The following is a 16098-nucleotide window of genomic DNA, read 5'->3' as shown; positions in this document are numbered from 1 at the left end:
TTTACTTATTAATCATTACAGTGACCTTCATGGGCATGTTCTGTACAAATACTTCCACTAGACTGCAGATTGCCTTCCAGATACAGTTTTACTGCATGATCCATATTTCCCTGCGCACCAACCACCACTTCTATGCCGTTTTCGTTAAAAAGTGTCTGTGCGGTCTCCCCCATTCCACCGGCAATAATAACTTCTGCCTCATGCTCCTTTAAAAATACGGGAAGAAATCCCGGCTTGTGACCTGGATTTGGTAAAAATGTTTTACCCTTGATTTCCTTATGATCAACATCATACATTGTAAAACCCTGACAATGTCCAAAATGTCCGCTCACCATTGTGCCTTCACTTGCTACTGCTATCTTCATTTTGAATCCTCCATTTCATTTATATAATCATTTTATAGTTACCAGTTTTTATATCACATGCGTGATAAAATTCCACATGTCTTCTATTGCTTTTCTGGCCGTACTTTCCTCAAAATCCGTAATTGGCTTTAAAGCATTAACCGCTTTCATCACAAGGGGATCAAACGGTACTTCCCCCGCTACGAAAAGCTTTTTTTCTTCTGCAAAGCGTTTAATCTGAGCAGTCATATCCAGATTAATATCGTACTTATTTATGCAAATCAGGACCTGTGTTTCAAAATGTTCCGATAATTCCAGGATTCTTTTCAGATCATCAAGGCCGGATCTGGTCGGTTCCGTTACAATGAGGGCAACATCCGTATCTGTGATCGAAGCAATCACAGCACAGCCAATTCCAGGTGAACCATCAATAATCTGGAGACTATCCTTTTGTGTAATCTTCTTTGCATTGGTTCTAAGCTGTGTCACCAGTTTTCCGGAGCCATCACTTCCAATTTCCATTTCTGCCCTTGATATAATTCCTTTTCCTGTTTCAGTAAGAAAGGTGTCCGCTGTCTTTTCCTCTTCCAGGCAGATTGCATTCTGACTGCAAACCAGCGTACACGCACCGCAGCCCTCGCATTGAAATTGATTTACTGTTAAATCCCTGATTGCTCCAAACTTACAGATCTCCTCACAGCGCCCGCAAAAGGTACAAAGATCTTTGTTAATCCGGGCCTTCATGCTTCCATAGAAATTTTTTCTTTCCACATCGGTCCCCCGGTGAAAAAGAGAAAGATTGGGTGCATCCACATCACAGTCGATCTGCGTTACATGCTGTGCTAATTCAGACAGTGCTGCTGCCACAGTTGTTTTCCCGGTTCCGCCTTTACCGCTCAGTACTGATATTACCATGAGAAAACCTCCTTTATCTGAAAAGAGATCTCTTCCAGATTCTTTCTGTAACTCTCACTTTCACACAGCATATTCCCTTTGGAATACAGCATGGCAGCTTCCCTGCTGTAGGGAATGACTCCAAGAAGGGGGATTCCTTCCTTTTTGCAGTAATCTTTTATCCTATTTTCCATGCTGTCATCCTTATTTATAATGATTCCGTAAGGGATATGGAAAAGAGTTACAAGTTCAACCGCCATCTTAAGATCATGAAGACCAAATTCCGATGGTTCTGTCACTAATACCGCCGCATCTGCTTTTTTTAATGAATTCACAACATTACAGGAGGTTCCGGGAGGGCAGTCAATGAGATGGTCTTTATCTGAAAGTCCGTTTAACAGCTCACGGATTACCGGCACCGCCATTGGCTCCCCCACATTTAACACTCCCCGGCTGCAGAGAATGGATTCTGCCAGCCCATGCTCCACAATTCCAATGGGACGCTTTTGATACGTTAATGCCTTTGACCCGCAAACCAGGCTGCATGCCCCGCAGTTATGGCATAATTTATCAAAAACCACAATTTCTCTTCCTGCTTTTGCAAGTGCATGAAACTGGCATACTTTTGCACATGCTCCGCAAAGAGTACAGCTTTCCGGATCTATGACAGGGAATTGGGTAAATACGGTCTCCTGCGTTGTAATGGAGGGCTTCATAAAAAGAAATCCATTGGGCTCTTCTACATCACAGTCCACATAGCTGATCCCCAAAATCTTTGAAAGATTGGTGCTCACTGTTGTTTTCCCTGTTCCACCTTTACCGCTAAGTATTGCTATATTCATGCCATTCTCCTATAAACCCTTAATTCATTCCATGATGGGCTTTTCCGGCCAAAGCAATCTCTGACAGCTGATTTTTTTGAAACCGTTCTATTGCACCGGTTACAGGAATTTCTTCACAGCTATAAGCCTTGATCCCCGATTTTTCCAGAAGTTCAAATGCATTCGGTCCCAGGTTCCCTGTTATAACTGCAGTGATCCCCTCTTCCATCACCTGGCTTGCTGAAGCAATACCAGCACCCCCTCCAGCAGATACTCCCTTATTTGAAATTACATGAAATTCTTCTGTTTCGGTGTCATAAATTTGGAAATAATCGCATCTTCCAAACCTTCTGTCCAGCATGTCTTCCCGATTTTGACCAGTTGCTGAGACTGCTATCTTCATATCATTTACCTCTCTTTTCTCATTATGAGCATATGCTAATTAAATAATACTACATTGGCGAGTTATTGTCAAATGCTCATAATTATTTTTTGTTTTAATGCTTTCTGCAAAAAAAATTGAGGCACAAAATGTGTCTCAACCTTCTTCTCTCTTCCTTGCACTGGCAATATAAAAATATTCGTTAAAATCCATGATCTGTATATCAATAAAACCAGTTTTCTGAAGATTTCTCTTTAAAACATCCGAACCCAGCCGGTGATCAGCCGGCGGCCCGAAATCACTGTCCTTTTTGATCCATTCAACGATAATAATCCGTCCGTCCGGATACAGAATACGGTTTACTTCCTTTAAAAACTTCTGCCGCATCTTCACCTCATGCATGACTGTGCATAAAAAGGCTGCGTCAACGGATTCATCCTTCAAAGTCAGTTTGTATTCCTGCGTAACAATTGGACGCACATTTTTAATATTGCGTTCCAGCATTCCTGCTTCCACGTCATCAAGCATCTCTTTTTCAATATCCAGAGCATAAACAGTCCCCTCATCCCCAACTGCCTCAGATAACGGGAATGTAAAAAAACCGATTCCGCAGCCGATGTCAGCGACGATATCCGACTTATTAATGCCACAGACCTCCAGAATCTTTTTGGCAGGCAATACCTCTCTGCGTTTCGGACTGTCCAGTTTACTTTTATTTATTACTTTATATTTATGTGTCATAGATTTGCTCCCATCTTATTCCTGTTTTCCAGAAATATTTTTTCGAAATCACCTTTATTAACCGGTCTTCCAAAATGATATCCCTGGTACATATCACACTGCATTTCTTTTAATATCTTTAATTGATCTTCATTTTCTATTCCCTCTGCTATGACTTTCAGCTGAAATCCATGGGCCAGATGAATGATATTTTCCAAAAGCACCTTATCTTTTTCATTGTAACTGACAGAATCAATAAATGATTTATCAATCTTTATTATATCAATCGGCAAAGATTTTAAATAATTTAAGGATGAGTACCCGGTACCAAAGTCATCCATACTGACCCTGATCCCATACGACTTCAGCAGTGCAATGTTTTCAACCGCTTTATTAAAATCTTCTATAACCATTGACTCTGTAATCTCAAATTCTAGATACTTCGCCGGTACATGAAAAGAGTCAATTTTTTCCACCAGCTTTCGGATCAGTTTCCTGTTGGTAATATGCTGGGATGTAATATTAATTGAAATAATAAAATCACTTTCTCCCTTTTCTATCCAGGAAAGAATATCCGTACATACTTCTTCCACAATCAGATCCGTTATTGCCACAATGAGACCATTTTTTTCTGCAAATTCAATAAATTCTGACGGGGGGATCACCGTCTTGTCCTCTTTCACCCACCTTGCCAATGCCTCTGCACCGGTAAGCTGTCCGTCTTTCGAATATTTTGCCTGGTAGTAGACTTTAAATTCCTTTTGTTTAATCCCTTCTTTTATCTCCTTCTTCTTAATTGTTTCCTCGTAAAGATTCAGGCTCATATTCTCGTCATAAAACGTATAGCTGCTTTTTCCAAGCTTTTTCGACATATACATGGCATCATCGCTGCAATTATACAGGGTCTGAAAATCTGTTCCATCCTTTGGCATAAGTGCTATGCCAAGACTTGCACTCACGTAGTCAACCTTACTGCCATTCACGTAAAATGGTTCCGAAAATAAACCCATTATTTTCTTAGCCATTTGCTCCGTCTGAGCCTGATTTCTGACAGATTTAATAAAAAATAAAAATTCATCTCCCCCAATATGGCATACACAGTCCTGCGCTCCGACCACATTTTCAAACCTCTCACCCGCAAGCTTTAGTAATTCATCACCCGCAAGATGGCCTAATGTATCATTGACCGCTTTGAAATCATCCATATCCAGGCTGATTAAAGCTGCAAACTCCCTGTCTGAAGAAATTTCATTGATTAAATTATTCATCATATAATTTTTATTCGGCAGTCCTGTTGTACAGCTGTAAAAAGCATAATTATTAATTTTCTTAAATATCCTGGATACCAGCATCACAATAAGCCCGAACAGTAAAATCATACTGATATTTATGAATACTATTTTTACCATAAACAGCTGTATGTTTTCATTATCCGGACTGATATTTAATTTTCTCAGCAGATTCATAATAATAAATGATACGGAAATAAACTCTGCCATTGCCACAATGATCAAGATAAGCAGTACCATCTGAATTGGTAAGCGGTTTATTTTCAGGTTTAATTTTTTCTTAAGCAGCATCATAGGAACGCCCAATCTTATTTTTTATATTAATGTATACGGCCTGAATCATCCCTGGCCGCGCATAGAATAAAAGACAGAGATTCCAGCCTCTGCCTTTTATTATTTACTGGAGCATTGATAAAAGCGTCTGCTTTGACTGTACTCCAACTGTGCTTTTTACCACTTTTCCATCTTTCATCACAACTAAAGTCGGAATGCTCATTACCTTGAATGCCTGGGCAAGCTCCTGTTCCTCATCTACATTAATCTTACCGACTCTGGCTACATCAGCCGTCTCTTCAGCCACCTGCTCTACAATGGGTCCCACCATCTTGCATGGTCCGCACCAGGATGCCCAGAAGTCCAGTAGAATTGGTTTATCTGACTGCATTACCTCTTTTTCAAAATTATCCTTCGTTATTTTTAATACACTCATCGTATATTCTCCTTTCTGTTGAAACCAAACATGTTCTTGATGATGTTATTCTAACTCATAATTATTTTTATTTCTGTGATGATGTCACGGAGGTATTTTTAAACTTTTCTTGCATTCTGTAATGATTGATGGTACTATAATATCATAATACGATATCGTATATCAATATCGATATTCAAATATCGGAGGACCGAAAATGAAAGACAAAATAATGAGAAAATTTTTACTGGGATTTATTCAGATTCACATACTTCATCATGCAAAAAAAGAACCATTTTATGGTGTCTGGATGATAGAAGAACTTAAAAGTCATGGATACGATATGAGTCCCGGAACCCTTTATCCCCTTCTTCACAGTATGGAATCCAGCGGGCTTCTGGAAATGGAAGAAAAAACGGTTGAGGGGAAAATCAGAAAATATTATAAAATAACAAGTTTGGGCGCCGACGTATTGGAGGAGGCGCGAAAAAGAGCCCATGAACTCTTTAAAGAAATTAAGGATTAAGGAAAGGAGACAGGATTTTTATGTTCTCACTCAGGGAAGTAAAATATAAACAGATTCTTGACATTAAGGAACTGAATATCGAAAAATCCAAAGTTACGTGCATCATCGGAGAAAGCGGCAGCGGAAAATCCACACTCCTGCGTCTGCTGAATAAACTGATCAGCTGTGACAGCGGAACGATCATGTACAACGGACAGGATTTAAACTCCTGTGATTCTGTGGAATTAAGAAGAACTGTTGTCATGCTTTCTCAGCATCCCGCCATTTTTCCGGGAACGATAAGAGATAATCTGCTGATTGGCCTTAAATTTGCAGAAAAGCCTGCTGCGAATGATGATAAGCTTCTCCAGATTTTAAATATGGTCCATTTGAATAAGAGCCTGGATGAGGAAAGCGATCCGTTATCCGGCGGCGAAAAGCAAAGACTTGCGTTAGGCCGGGTGATCTTACTTGATCCGGAAGTCTTTTTACTGGATGAGCCCTCTTCTGCATTGGATGAAGAAACAGAGCGCTTCATCATTGAAAATCTGGTTGCATACACAAAGGAAACCAGCAAAACTTTAATTATGGTTACTCATTCAAAGAAAGTTGCACAGACTTATTCCGACGAAACCATAGAACTTTCACAGGGTAAAATCGTAAGAGCCAGGGAGGTGTAGTATATGAATCAGGTCATTGATCTGCAGATATGGCAAATGCTTGCCGCATATATCTTTGTTCTCATAGTAATGCTGATTGTTAAATTAAAAGGGATTCCAAGAGAAAAGGAACTGCTTATTTCTTCCGTAAGAATGACAATCCAGCTTATTCTAACCGGGTATCTGCTGATATACCTCTTTGATACCTCATCACCTCTGTATACAATCCTGGTATTAATTGGGATGGAGGTATTCGCTGTTCATAATATTATGAAGAGAACGAAACAAAAGCTCTCATCAAGGCTGACCCGCATCATTGCATTTTCAATGGCTTCAGGCACCATTTCCTGCCTGTTATATTTCCTGCTTATAGTTGTACGGATAACCCCCTGGTATAATCCCCGTTACTTCATACCAATTGCAGGAATGCTGATCGGCAATTCCATGACGGGCATCTCCTTAGGCGTAAGCCGGTTGACAGAGGGTATGGAATTGCAGAAAAATATAGTCGAAGGTGCGTTGATGCTGGGTGCAACTCCGAAAATGGCAGCAAAACAAATCGTTGATCATGCATTTGATTCAGCCATCCTGCCTACCATAAATTCAATGGTTGGTATGGGAATTGTATTTTTACCGGGCATGATGACAGGTCAGATTTTATCCGGTACCTCACCGGTCACTGCGATTGAATACCAGATTGCAATTATGCTGGGAATACTGGGCAGTGTGGCACTGTCCGTTATTTTATTTGTGCAGCTGGGGTATCAGACATTTTTTAATGAACAAGGGCAGTTAATGGACGGCTATAAATAAAATACAATAAGGCGGGTAAGAATAGGTGCCGGAAAACATGCCATTCTTACCCGTCTATTTAAAATATCGGCGGCTCTAGCCTCTCCAAATATTAAATAACTTATGTTATAATATTAGAAATGACGACATATATATCCAAATATTTATTTAAGAAATCTATCAACTATCAGTCAGGCAGTTGATCAGAAAGGTGATTTTAATGAAAAGTAAAGCTATGATAATGATTGTCTTAAGTTGTCTAATCCTGTCCGGCTGTGGGAAAAACAATACCAGCCAGGAAGCGGACATAAAGACTACTCAAACGAAAGAAACGACTGCAGACAAGAAACCGGAAGTTGAGAGTCAAACCAGCGTAACTGCAGTTTCTCAAACAGAGACTGAAAATTACGAAGGATATTCCGGACTTTGGACGGAAAGCAGCTTCAATCATGAAGAAATCATTTCCTATGGCGGATTGGAATTTTCCATTCAGGTTACAGAACAAAATAATTTAAACGGCTACTTATTTATGCAGCAGGGCACCAGCGAACGCATCGCAGAAATTGATAATATTAACGGGAAGATAAATAACGGAGAATTAAACTACAAATATAATGATGACGGCTGGGGCGGTTCCGGAATTCTTCATATCACATTCAGCAATGATGATGCCATTCAGATCGAGGTACAGGATTATAAAATGAAAGATACTAATTTATCCGGGTATGGATTTTCAGGTGTATACCAGCTGCAGCGGTCGAAACAAAATAAAGAGGAGGAAAAAGAAAGCAAACGTGCAGATAACCAGACATCTGAACAGGATTTGCTTCATGCGGTACATGAAAAATATTATTCTCAGTGGACGGAAGACGGAATGCAAAATGCAATCGCAGAAAGAAAACAATACCGCGATCAATGTTCTTTTTATCCAGAAGTAGAGGAATATCTGGAAAATGTTCGGGAAGTAAGGGATATTTCTTCTCTTGTGGAACCTTTATATTATACAGACCTGAAAATTTATCAAAAAGAGGACTTTGATGATGTTCCTCCATTAATCATTCATTTGGCTAAAAATGAGATTTATGCAAGACATGGCTATATATTTAAAAATGAGGATTTGAATAATTACTTTAACGGACAAATTTGGTATGAACCTGCAATAACTCCTGAGAATTTTAAAGACAGTCTGTTTAATAAAAACGAGCAGGAGAATTTAAAACTGCTATCCAGTCTTGACACTTACAAATAATAGACGATGAAACGATGAAGAATGGGATGCCGCAGGCATCCCATTCTTCATCCTCTTTTATGGAGTATTAATTCCAAAACCAGTTAAGCCGGAAGCTGTCATTGATCTAGTGAGCGACTTAACTGTGTCGTCCGAAGTATTTCCTTCAATTGTAGTAAATGTTTTTGCAGAAGAATCATAACCAGTTACAATTCCCACATGGGATGCTCCGTTTGACTTATTAATAAAAACATCCCCCCGCTTTGGAGTATAAGTTGATTTTTCCCCAAATCGGTTTTCTGCCTGATAAAATGAGAGATACTGGGATACTGCCACGCTTTTGGGTACAAGTCCTAACTGGCCCCCTACATTTAATAAACCGGCTTTATTGGCACACCAGGAGACAAAGCATGCACACCACGCATTTCCCTGGGCACTGGGAAACCATCTATTATATTTATTGTAATTTTCCTTCCCCCGGTCTGATTCGGGCAAGCCTTCAAAACGATCCTGTGTAGCTTCATATAATGCGTATTTTACCATATTTTCTACATATTCCCCCAGAGTACTTCCATTGGAGGAATTATATGCCCCGGCTTTCTCATAAACTAAATTACGACGTTTGGAATATAAGCCCAGGCCGTAACTGGTTCCATTTTTCACATAAATATCTTTGAGGGCGTAATTATGAAATTCTTCCAGAGTTAAAGTATTCCACTGTCCGTTAATCAGATCGCCGATTCTGCTGATTCCCTTTGGAGATTGATTATAACAATCACAGAAATAAATTAAAACCTTATCATCGCTGATTCCCAGACCTTTTCCATGTTCAATATAGCTGTTTACATCATTACGTTTCAGACTTTCCTGTGCCTCATGGGATTCTTCAGTGTCCAGAAGATTCTTTAATAACCCAAGTTCAGCTGATGAGATCGAAGCAGGAGTCAGTGTTTCAAACGGTTCCCCATTTCCATTAATAATATATTTACCAATGGCAGTTTCAGACATAATGGAATCAAAGCTCTTTGTATTTCTGTTTCTGATATCAACTAAAAGGTTATATGCTCTTGATGCACGCCATTGAAGGAGTCCAATAGAAAGCACATCGGTTGGATTTACGGAGTTATAATCTCCCTCTTCCGCACTGATCACCTCGACCGTGTATTCTAAAAGTGAGCCTGTAACAGGAATGGTGGGGAACTCAGGATTATCTGCGGAGCCATCATTTCTTTTGGCAGAATCGGAATACAGACTGCTTAAAGTTTTAGGACCTGCTATCCCATCAGGTGTCAGGCCATTAATTTTCTGAAACTTAATCACTGCAAGCGTTGTATTGCGGCCGAATTTTCCATCTGCTCCGGAAGATCCGCAGTTATAATTCAGGGAAATAAGCCTTTCCTGCAGTCTTTTCACCGCCTCTCCGGAACTGCCTTCTCTTAAAACGTCACTGTTTGTACCCGAGCCTTTTACCGCATTTAAAGAATTCAGCTTATTCCAGGTTTTTGTTCCGACCTTACCATCTGGTGTAAGACCATTGTTCTTCTGAAATTTGATAACAGCATTTTCCGTAGCATGTCCAAAACTTCCATCTGCTCCGCTAACACCGCAATCGTAATCCAGCTCCAAAAGGCGCTTTTGAAGCTTAATAACAGCCGTTCCCTTACTTCCCAGAACAAGAAGGGGAGTTTCTGTCTGATCATTGTGAGGCGCTGTATCAAGCTTGGCCCAGGTATTGGAGCCAACCTTTCCATCAACACTTAACCCATTGTTCTGCTGAAACTGTCTCACAGCCCGGTAAGTATCGTCTCCGAATATTCCGTCTGCACCGTTTTCTCCACATGAGTATCCCAGAAGAATTAACTTTTTTTGAAGCGCGATAACTGCATCACCTGTGCTGCCAAGCTGAAGCAGGGGTCTTTCCTGTGTTGGATCGGAAGCATATAATTTACTGAGAGTGCTGCTCCCAGCCATTCCATCTGCGGTCAGCCCATTTGCTGACTGAAATTTAATCAAACCATTGTAAGTGCCGTCTCCTGCTACCCCGTCAACAGTTCCGGTATAATACCCCTTTTTCTTTAGTGCCGTCTGAATGGGAGTTATGTCTGTTTTTATTTTCCCCCAGGTTCCATCGCCGACAATTCCATCCGGTGTCAGCCCTCGTGCAGATTGATACTTTTTTACGGCAGTAACTGTGTTATCATCAAAAACACCATCCAGCCGTTTTGGATTAAAGCATAAAATTCTTAATCCCTGTTGTAAATACCTTACGTTGTTTCCTGAATCTCCTTTTTTTAGTAACATTCCTTTCTCCTCCTGAAATTATTTTTTTAATCTTCATTCAGTGAGAAAGAAAAATGAAATTGTTTTGTAAACTTGAAAATGGCAGAATGTTATTTCGTTTTTTCCGGAACCGTCCGGTTTACAACTATTCGCTTTCACTCTTTCTACATAATAGATAATCGATTATCTAAATAATTTAAAAGGAGTGATTTTATGTCGAATTATTTTTGCATTAACAAAAGCGGCAAATCTGTGCCAGTATATTCTGATACAGATAAGAAAAACAAAATAGGTACAATCTATAACCGGGAGGCATTTGGTTATAATTGGAACTGGGGCGGCGATGATTATTTTTGTCAGATCGTTTTCCGCAATTCCAAGGGAACTCTTTCAGCCGGTTTCATCATTGATCCGCCTAATGGCGCCATGACAAACTGTACCGACTATCCTTATGGAAATGCAACCATCAAGGGAAAGTCCTACATAACATTCATCATGCGCAGCTCAAAAACCGTGTACACGTTTGGCGGCAGCAGATGGGGAGCCGTTGCAGCAAATTGCCGGGTTGCCTGCCAGACAGCAATGGCCGGCGACAGCCACCCCGAATGGAAGGGTATTAACTATGTAGAAAGTTCCAAAGGCGGCTGGGTTGCAGTTACTGGTGACGGTAAAAGTTATGGATTTGTTGATGCTGGATTAAGTACAGCTTCCGACTATAATTCCATACCTATGTACGGCAGCTGGTAAAGATCAAACAGAGATAATTTAAGAGAACAGTATTGAATATGTACTAATAAATATTCAATACTGTTCTTTTATATTGATAGGTGGTATAATTTGGTAATGAAAAAGACCATTACTTTTGTATTAACAATACTTATATTATTCACAGCATTCCCAACGCAAAGCTATGCAATGTCAGATGCCCAGTCTGCTGCCATACAGACGTTGCTGAATGATGCCTGCCGTATATCGGGTGTTCCGGGAATGTCAATGTCAATCCTTGATAAGGATGAGGTGTTCTTCTTTTCTTCCGGGTATGGAAACCGTGAAAAGGGAGTCCCTGCAAATGAAAATACACTATATGAACTGGCTTCAGTCAGTAAGGCTTTTACCGGTATGGGAATTCTGCTGCTGGAAGAGCAGGGACGGCTGTCAATGACTGATCCAGTCCAAAAATATCTCCCCTGGTTTACTTTAAATTATCGGGGTAAGGCTGTTGATATGCAAAGCCTTACACTCAACAACTTTCTTCACCATACCAGCGGTCTGACAAATATCAGGCATACACAGAATATTCCCCAGGGAAATGCACCGGATTTGCTGTATAAGACAGTAGAAATGCTGGCAGGTGCTGAATTAGCGTTCCCCCCCGGCGAACAGTATTGCTATGGTACCGTTAATTATGATGTATTGGGTCTGGTTATTGAGACTGTGTCTGGACAAAGCTATGAAGACTTTATGAGGGAGCAGGTATTTCAACCTTTAGGGCTTTACCAGACGTATGTTTATAAAGAAGATGCCAAAGCCACCGGTCATTTGGCACAGGGCTACCGTTCTTTCTTTTTTATAACAACACCATACAACGCGCCGGATTATGCCGGAAATAAGCCTGCAGGCTATCTGATTTCCTGTACAAAAGACATGGCTCGGTGGATGGGCATACAGATGGGAACTGTGCAGGACATACCTGAAATATTCCGTGCAGTGATTGAAAAATCACATCAGGGTGACCGGACCGTTCCTACCGTCAACAACATGTTTTATGCAGCGGGCTGGTCGGTAAATGATGATCAAACGGTACTAGAACATACCGGAGGCAATCCAAATTTCAGAACGGAAGTGGTCATACTGCCAAACGAGCAAAAAGCCGTTTGCTTACTGACTAACGGAACAAATACCAATGTAAATATGGTACTAAAAATCAAAGATATACTAGACGGCAATCTAATACAGTCATATGATATAAGCAGCACACAGCTTATGGACATCATTTTGTCATCTGTGACTATGATCTGCTGCCTATTCACCGTTCTGTTCTTTTGCTCAGGATTTCACAGAAGGAAAATGAATGAGCGGCAGCCAGTGAATAAAAAGAGAATCATTGCTTCAGTTATTCTGCTCATTGCCACGATTGCCCTGAGTACCGTTTTATTGTTAATAGGATCTAACTGGTTAACGATACTCATATGGCAAACATATAGTATCCTTACCGCTTTGATATCCTCGGTATTATTAACAGCAAGCATTACCTATTATACATGGGCATAATGTCTCACTCCGGAAATGGCTAACGGAAAACCCCGGATTTTGTGCCCCGTTTGATGGTTCCATCGCTATTCCATTCTGTATAGACATAAGGTCCCTTGTCCGTGGTTCCATTTTCAGTAAAATAATATGTTTCATTATTATAGTTGTAGGGTCCGGTTACCATTTTCATAGAACTTGTGTTAAAGTAGTAGACATTCCCATTGATTTTCATAATGCCTCCCTGAAGCTCACCGGTATCAGCTGCGTAATACCAGGTGTTATCCCTTTGAATCCACCCAGTACGCATAAGCTGATCATTGCCAAAGAAGAACCAATGGCTTTTATAATTGACCCAGTTATTTGTACAGTAATCGCCAGATCCCCACCTATATTTCATCCCCTGTGGAGTACTCTCGAATCCTGCAGCAAATGCTGGAATAGCACTTCCTATCGCTATAGCCATTGATAATAATGTAACCATTAAATGCTTTTTTTTCATAGATCTTTACCTCCTTAAAATTGCGTTAAGCTTTTTTGGGGATCTGGCTAGAGTATATATTCGAAAGCAGCTATAAGTCAATGAAGTTTATTTTATTGTAAATATATGTAAATTTAATGTAAATATTTGACATTAAATTGTAATTATATTAAGAAACTGATTTTTGTAAGCATTCAACTTGTTCACCCTAAACTCTGTTCACCCTAAACTCTTGACATCTTCCTAAAAACATGTTAAGATTTTTACCATTCATCGGAGGAAGCTTACTCCATAGAGATAACTCTAAGAAGTAATTTTGCCGGATAAGATGGTATGTCGAGAGACATACTGTTTTGTCCGGCTTATTTTTTTGCAAAGAAAGGGAAATTTAATGAAAGAAATAACTAATTTTACAGAGGGTAAAATTCTGTCACCCTTGTTAAGATTTGCAGTACCTGTTCTTCTTGCTATGTTTTTACAGGTAATGTATGGTGCTGTTGATCTAATAATTGTCGGGCAATTCGGTTCAGTTACCGATGTCTCAGCAGTAGCCACAGGAAGTCAGGTGATGACGACAATTACTTCTATTATTAATGGCTTTGCAATGGGAATCACAATACTTATGGGGCAAAAACTGGGACAAGGGAAATCGAAGGAAGCCGGAAATGTAGTAGGCAGCGGTATCTGTCTTTTCTCCGTACTTGCAGCAATCATCACTGCTATTATGCTCATTTTTGCTGTGCCAATTTCAAGATTAATGCATGCACCAGCGGAGGCGTTTGACGATACGGTGTTATATTTGCATATTTGCTCCTCAGGTACTATTTTTATTGTTGCTTATAATGTAATCTGCGGTATTTTCAGAGGACTTGGAGATTCTAAAACTCCACTTATCACAGTCGCAATTGCCTGTGTTACTAATATTATAGGAGATGCTCTTTTAGTTGGTGGATTTCATCTGGGCGTTACTGGTGTGGCCATTGCAACTATATTTGCACAGGCATTCAGTGTACTGCTTTCTATCCTCATGATAAAAAAACGAGGGCTGCCTTTCGATTTTGCAAGAAGCAGTATTGGTTTTCATAAGGGTATTACCTCACAAATTCTAAAATATGGTGCTCCCATTGCCCTGCAGGACGGGCTTGTAAACTTATCGTTCCTGGCCATTACCACCATTGTGAACTCACTTGGTGTCATTGCTTCTGCCGGCGTTGGTGTAGCAGAAAAGTTAGCAGGATTTATTATGCTTGTTCCCTCCTCTTTTGCACAGTCAGTTGCCGCTTTTGTGGCTCAAAACTACGGTGCCAAAAAATTTACCCGGGCAAAAAGGACGATGGCTTATGGTGTTGGTACTTCCCTTTGTTTTGGTATTGTTATGGGTTACTTCTCCTTTTTTCATGGTAATTTACTTTCCGGAATGTTTTCAACAGATATTGCAGTTATAAATGCCTCTTGGGATTATATGAAAGCCTATGCCATTGACTGTCTGCTTACTTCCTTCCTGTTTAGTATGGTAGGATTTTTTAATGGATGTGGTAAAACAACCTTTGTAATGTTTCAAGGGATTTTCGGTGCTTTTTGTGTAAGAATACCATTATCTTACATGATCAGTAGATCCGCTTCCTCTTCCATATTTTATATCGGCCTTGCTACCCCCTGCTCCACTTCTTTACAAGTTATGTTATGCCTTATTTATTTTATCTTAGTCACAAAAAATTTCAAGAAACGGATGGATATAGAAAATGAATCTTACCTTTCATAGACTTTGCACAATCCCTCTGCCTGCTTTGAAGAACTAACCATGACGCTTATTGGCAACAAATTACTTTTTTCACCTGGTTAGAATTTCTATCTATGCAGTTTTTCATTTCTTTTTCTCGTGAAATTGATTATTATTTTATAAAACATATTTCTTGGAAGAAAATTACCCATAATCCGGATTATTTTTGCATCCAGACCCGGAACACTCACTACCTTCCCCTTTTTTAAATCTCTCATCGCCAAATTAACAATTTCCTCCGGATCCATAAATTTCATAAATCCTTTTTTCTTCTTAACTACATTCATTCCTGCACTTTCATGAAAATCCGAATCAATAAAACCAGGGCATACCACCTGCACATTAATAGCGGTATCGATCAGTTCCATGTATAGACCTTCTGTAAAATTAAGAATAAATAATTTGGTTGAAGAATATAAGATATTTCCTGGCATTACTGCAAATGCGCCATCAGATGAGATATTAATAACTGTTCCCCTGTTTCTGACCAGCATTTGTTTTAATATATTCTGGGTTAATATAACGACTGCATTCATTTGTAAATACATTATACCATCCATATCTTCTTTTGGAACTTCTGAAAACACAGGCTTCAATCCGAATCCTGCATTGTTAACTAATACTTCAATTTCATCATCACAGATCTCACTAAGAAGAGTATTTACCCCTTTTTCATTTGCCAGGTCTACAATAACTGTTTTGACTTTTACATTATACGTATTCTCTATATTTCCTGCATTTGCCTTTATCTTATCTTCCCTTCTCCCGGTAATAATAAGATTGTATCCTTTTTTCGCATACTCCTTTGCATATTCCAAACCAAGTCCGCTGGTTGCGCCTGTTATTAACGTTACATTCTTCATTGATTTCTCCTATTTTTACTATTTTATTTGCTGTTTTTTATAAACCGCACTATATGTACCTTTAGAAATGTTACAACTTTCTCTGTAAAATCCATTACTTATCATTAATTCTTCTATTTCATTAA

Annotated in this window: 17 protein-coding genes; 7 read left to right on the top strand and 10 right to left on the bottom strand. The window is 39.6% G+C overall.

The features are described 5' to 3' along the window. Positions 1 to 8: 8 nt before the first annotated feature. The 7 genes from V7D18_RS05825 to trxA all read right to left on the bottom strand — a co-directional run bounded on the left by V7D18_RS05825 (position 9) and on the right by trxA (position 5159). Positions 9 to 365: a NifB/NifX family molybdenum-iron cluster-binding protein gene (locus V7D18_RS05825; protein ID WP_426152344.1), complete on the bottom strand. Its 357-nt coding sequence runs from the start codon at positions 363 to 365 to the stop codon at positions 9 to 11. A 48-nt stretch (positions 366 to 413) separates the two neighbouring features. Beyond that, positions 414 to 1259, bottom strand: a complete 846-nt coding sequence (locus V7D18_RS05820) for an ATP-binding protein (protein WP_426152342.1) — start codon at positions 1257 to 1259, stop codon at positions 414 to 416. Further along, positions 1253 to 2080, bottom strand: coding sequence for an ATP-binding protein (locus tag V7D18_RS05815; protein ID WP_426152340.1), 828 nt, complete (start codon positions 2078 to 2080; stop codon positions 1253 to 1255). Before V7D18_RS05815 ends, V7D18_RS05820 begins: the two co-directional genes overlap by 7 nt. Positions 2081 to 2099: 19 nt before the next feature. Next, complete coding sequence (locus V7D18_RS05810) at positions 2100 to 2462, bottom strand: NifB/NifX family molybdenum-iron cluster-binding protein (RefSeq protein ID WP_426152338.1); 363 nt, start codon at positions 2460 to 2462, stop codon at positions 2100 to 2102. 135 nt (positions 2463 to 2597) lie between these two features. Further along, positions 2598 to 3182, bottom strand: a complete 585-nt coding sequence (locus V7D18_RS05805) for a class I SAM-dependent methyltransferase (protein WP_426152336.1) — start codon at positions 3180 to 3182, stop codon at positions 2598 to 2600. Further along, positions 3179 to 4744: a putative bifunctional diguanylate cyclase/phosphodiesterase gene (locus V7D18_RS05800; RefSeq protein WP_426152334.1), complete on the bottom strand. Its 1566-nt coding sequence runs from the start codon at positions 4742 to 4744 to the stop codon at positions 3179 to 3181. The genes V7D18_RS05805 and V7D18_RS05800 overlap by 4 nt, the downstream gene beginning before the upstream one ends. Positions 4745 to 4847: 103 nt before the next feature. Further along, positions 4848 to 5159, bottom strand: a complete 312-nt coding sequence (gene trxA / locus V7D18_RS05795; protein WP_426152332.1) for a thioredoxin — start codon at positions 5157 to 5159, stop codon at positions 4848 to 4850. A 196-nt stretch (positions 5160 to 5355) separates the two neighbouring features. Here trxA and V7D18_RS05790 point away from each other — a divergent pair, with 196 nt between their 5' ends. The 4 genes from V7D18_RS05790 (at position 5356) to V7D18_RS05775 (ending at position 8343) form a co-directional block, all read left to right on the top strand. Next, positions 5356 to 5664 carry a PadR family transcriptional regulator gene (locus V7D18_RS05790; protein ID WP_426152330.1) on the top strand — a complete coding sequence of 103 codons (309 nt, stop codon included), beginning with the start codon at positions 5356 to 5358 and terminating at the stop codon, positions 5662 to 5664. A 20-nt stretch (positions 5665 to 5684) separates the two neighbouring features. Beyond that, complete coding sequence (locus V7D18_RS05785; RefSeq protein WP_426152328.1) at positions 5685 to 6323, top strand: ABC transporter ATP-binding protein; 639 nt, start codon at positions 5685 to 5687, stop codon at positions 6321 to 6323. Positions 6324 to 6326: 3 nt separating this feature from the next. After that, the gene (locus V7D18_RS05780; RefSeq protein ID WP_426152326.1) at positions 6327 to 7115 is read left to right on the top strand and encodes an ABC transporter permease; all 789 of its coding nucleotides are present in this window, start codon (positions 6327 to 6329) and stop codon (positions 7113 to 7115) included. Between the two features lie 199 nt (positions 7116 to 7314). After that, on the top strand, positions 7315 to 8343 hold the full coding sequence (locus tag V7D18_RS05775) for a YARHG domain-containing protein (RefSeq protein WP_426152324.1): 1029 nt from the start codon (positions 7315 to 7317) through the stop codon (positions 8341 to 8343). A 57-nt stretch (positions 8344 to 8400) separates the two neighbouring features. Here V7D18_RS05775 and V7D18_RS05770 read toward each other — a convergent pair whose 3' ends face one another. After that, positions 8401 to 10623 (bottom strand): peptidoglycan-binding protein, encoded by a 2223-nt coding sequence (locus tag V7D18_RS05770; protein ID WP_426152322.1) that lies wholly within the window; start codon positions 10621 to 10623, stop codon positions 8401 to 8403. Between the two features lie 192 nt (positions 10624 to 10815). Here V7D18_RS05770 and V7D18_RS05765 point away from each other — a divergent pair, with 192 nt between their 5' ends. Together V7D18_RS05765 and V7D18_RS05760 are read left to right on the top strand one after the other, a co-directional pair. Beyond that, positions 10816 to 11349, top strand: coding sequence for a hypothetical protein (locus V7D18_RS05765; RefSeq protein WP_426152320.1), 534 nt, complete (start codon positions 10816 to 10818; stop codon positions 11347 to 11349). Between the two features lie 96 nt (positions 11350 to 11445). Then, positions 11446 to 12873, top strand: coding sequence for a serine hydrolase domain-containing protein (locus V7D18_RS05760; RefSeq protein ID WP_426152643.1), 1428 nt, complete (start codon positions 11446 to 11448; stop codon positions 12871 to 12873). Positions 12874 to 12892: 19 nt separating this feature from the next. Here the strand turns inward: V7D18_RS05760 and V7D18_RS05755 are convergent, their stop codons facing one another. Next, positions 12893 to 13351 carry a hypothetical protein gene (locus tag V7D18_RS05755; RefSeq protein WP_426152319.1) on the bottom strand — a complete coding sequence of 153 codons (459 nt, stop codon included), beginning with the start codon at positions 13349 to 13351 and terminating at the stop codon, positions 12893 to 12895. A gap of 370 nt (positions 13352 to 13721) precedes the next feature. Here V7D18_RS05755 and V7D18_RS05750 point away from each other — a divergent pair, with 370 nt between their 5' ends. Then, on the top strand, positions 13722 to 15092 hold the full coding sequence (locus V7D18_RS05750) for an MATE family efflux transporter (protein WP_426152318.1): 1371 nt from the start codon (positions 13722 to 13724) through the stop codon (positions 15090 to 15092). A gap of 86 nt (positions 15093 to 15178) precedes the next feature. Here the strand turns inward: V7D18_RS05750 and V7D18_RS05745 are convergent, their stop codons facing one another. Further along, a complete protein-coding gene (locus V7D18_RS05745) occupies positions 15179 to 15973 on the bottom strand; it encodes an SDR family NAD(P)-dependent oxidoreductase (RefSeq protein WP_426152316.1) in 795 nt (264 codons plus the stop codon). Between the last annotated feature and the right edge of the window lie 125 nt (positions 15974 to 16098).

Origin of the sequence: Lacrimispora sp. 38-1 (assembly GCF_049890855.1) — a bacterium.
Taxonomy (GTDB): domain Bacteria; phylum Bacillota; class Clostridia; order Lachnospirales; family Lachnospiraceae; genus Lacrimispora.
The sequence above is the reverse complement of the archived record's forward strand: the minus strand, read 5'-3'. Positions and strand labels throughout refer to the sequence as shown.

What these genes read in the sequence shown, in the direction of transcription:
- V7D18_RS05825 (WP_426152344.1), bottom strand. Translation starts at nt 365, where the DNA reads ATGAAGATAGCAGTAGCAAGTGAAGGCACAATGGTGAGCGGACATTTT.
- V7D18_RS05820 (WP_426152342.1), bottom strand. Translation starts at nt 1,259, where the DNA reads ATGGTAATATCAGTACTGAGCGGTAAAGGCGGAACCGGGAAAACAACT.
- V7D18_RS05815 (WP_426152340.1), bottom strand. Translation starts at nt 2,080, where the DNA reads ATGAATATAGCAATACTTAGCGGTAAAGGTGGAACAGGGAAAACAACA.
- V7D18_RS05810 (WP_426152338.1), bottom strand. Translation starts at nt 2,462, where the DNA reads ATGAAGATAGCAGTCTCAGCAACTGGTCAAAATCGGGAAGACATGCTG.
- V7D18_RS05805 (WP_426152336.1), bottom strand. Translation starts at nt 3,182, where the DNA reads ATGACACATAAATATAAAGTAATAAATAAAAGTAAACTGGACAGTCCG.
- V7D18_RS05800 (WP_426152334.1), bottom strand. Translation starts at nt 4,744, where the DNA reads ATGATGCTGCTTAAGAAAAAATTAAACCTGAAAATAAACCGCTTACCA.
- trxA (WP_426152332.1), bottom strand. Translation starts at nt 5,159, where the DNA reads ATGAGTGTATTAAAAATAACGAAGGATAATTTTGAAAAAGAGGTAATG.
- V7D18_RS05790 (WP_426152330.1), top strand. Translation starts at nt 5,356, where the DNA reads ATGAAAGACAAAATAATGAGAAAATTTTTACTGGGATTTATTCAGATT.
- V7D18_RS05785 (WP_426152328.1), top strand. Translation starts at nt 5,685, where the DNA reads ATGTTCTCACTCAGGGAAGTAAAATATAAACAGATTCTTGACATTAAG.
- V7D18_RS05780 (WP_426152326.1), top strand. Translation starts at nt 6,327, where the DNA reads ATGAATCAGGTCATTGATCTGCAGATATGGCAAATGCTTGCCGCATAT.
- V7D18_RS05775 (WP_426152324.1), top strand. Translation starts at nt 7,315, where the DNA reads ATGAAAAGTAAAGCTATGATAATGATTGTCTTAAGTTGTCTAATCCTG.
- V7D18_RS05770 (WP_426152322.1), bottom strand. Translation starts at nt 10,623, where the DNA reads ATGTTACTAAAAAAAGGAGATTCAGGAAACAACGTAAGGTATTTACAA.
- V7D18_RS05765 (WP_426152320.1), top strand. Translation starts at nt 10,816, where the DNA reads ATGTCGAATTATTTTTGCATTAACAAAAGCGGCAAATCTGTGCCAGTA.
- V7D18_RS05760 (WP_426152643.1), top strand. Translation starts at nt 11,446, where the DNA reads ATGAAAAAGACCATTACTTTTGTATTAACAATACTTATATTATTCACA.
- V7D18_RS05755 (WP_426152319.1), bottom strand. Translation starts at nt 13,351, where the DNA reads ATGAAAAAAAAGCATTTAATGGTTACATTATTATCAATGGCTATAGCG.
- V7D18_RS05750 (WP_426152318.1), top strand. Translation starts at nt 13,722, where the DNA reads ATGAAAGAAATAACTAATTTTACAGAGGGTAAAATTCTGTCACCCTTG.
- V7D18_RS05745 (WP_426152316.1), bottom strand. Translation starts at nt 15,973, where the DNA reads ATGAAGAATGTAACGTTAATAACAGGCGCAACCAGCGGACTTGGTTTG.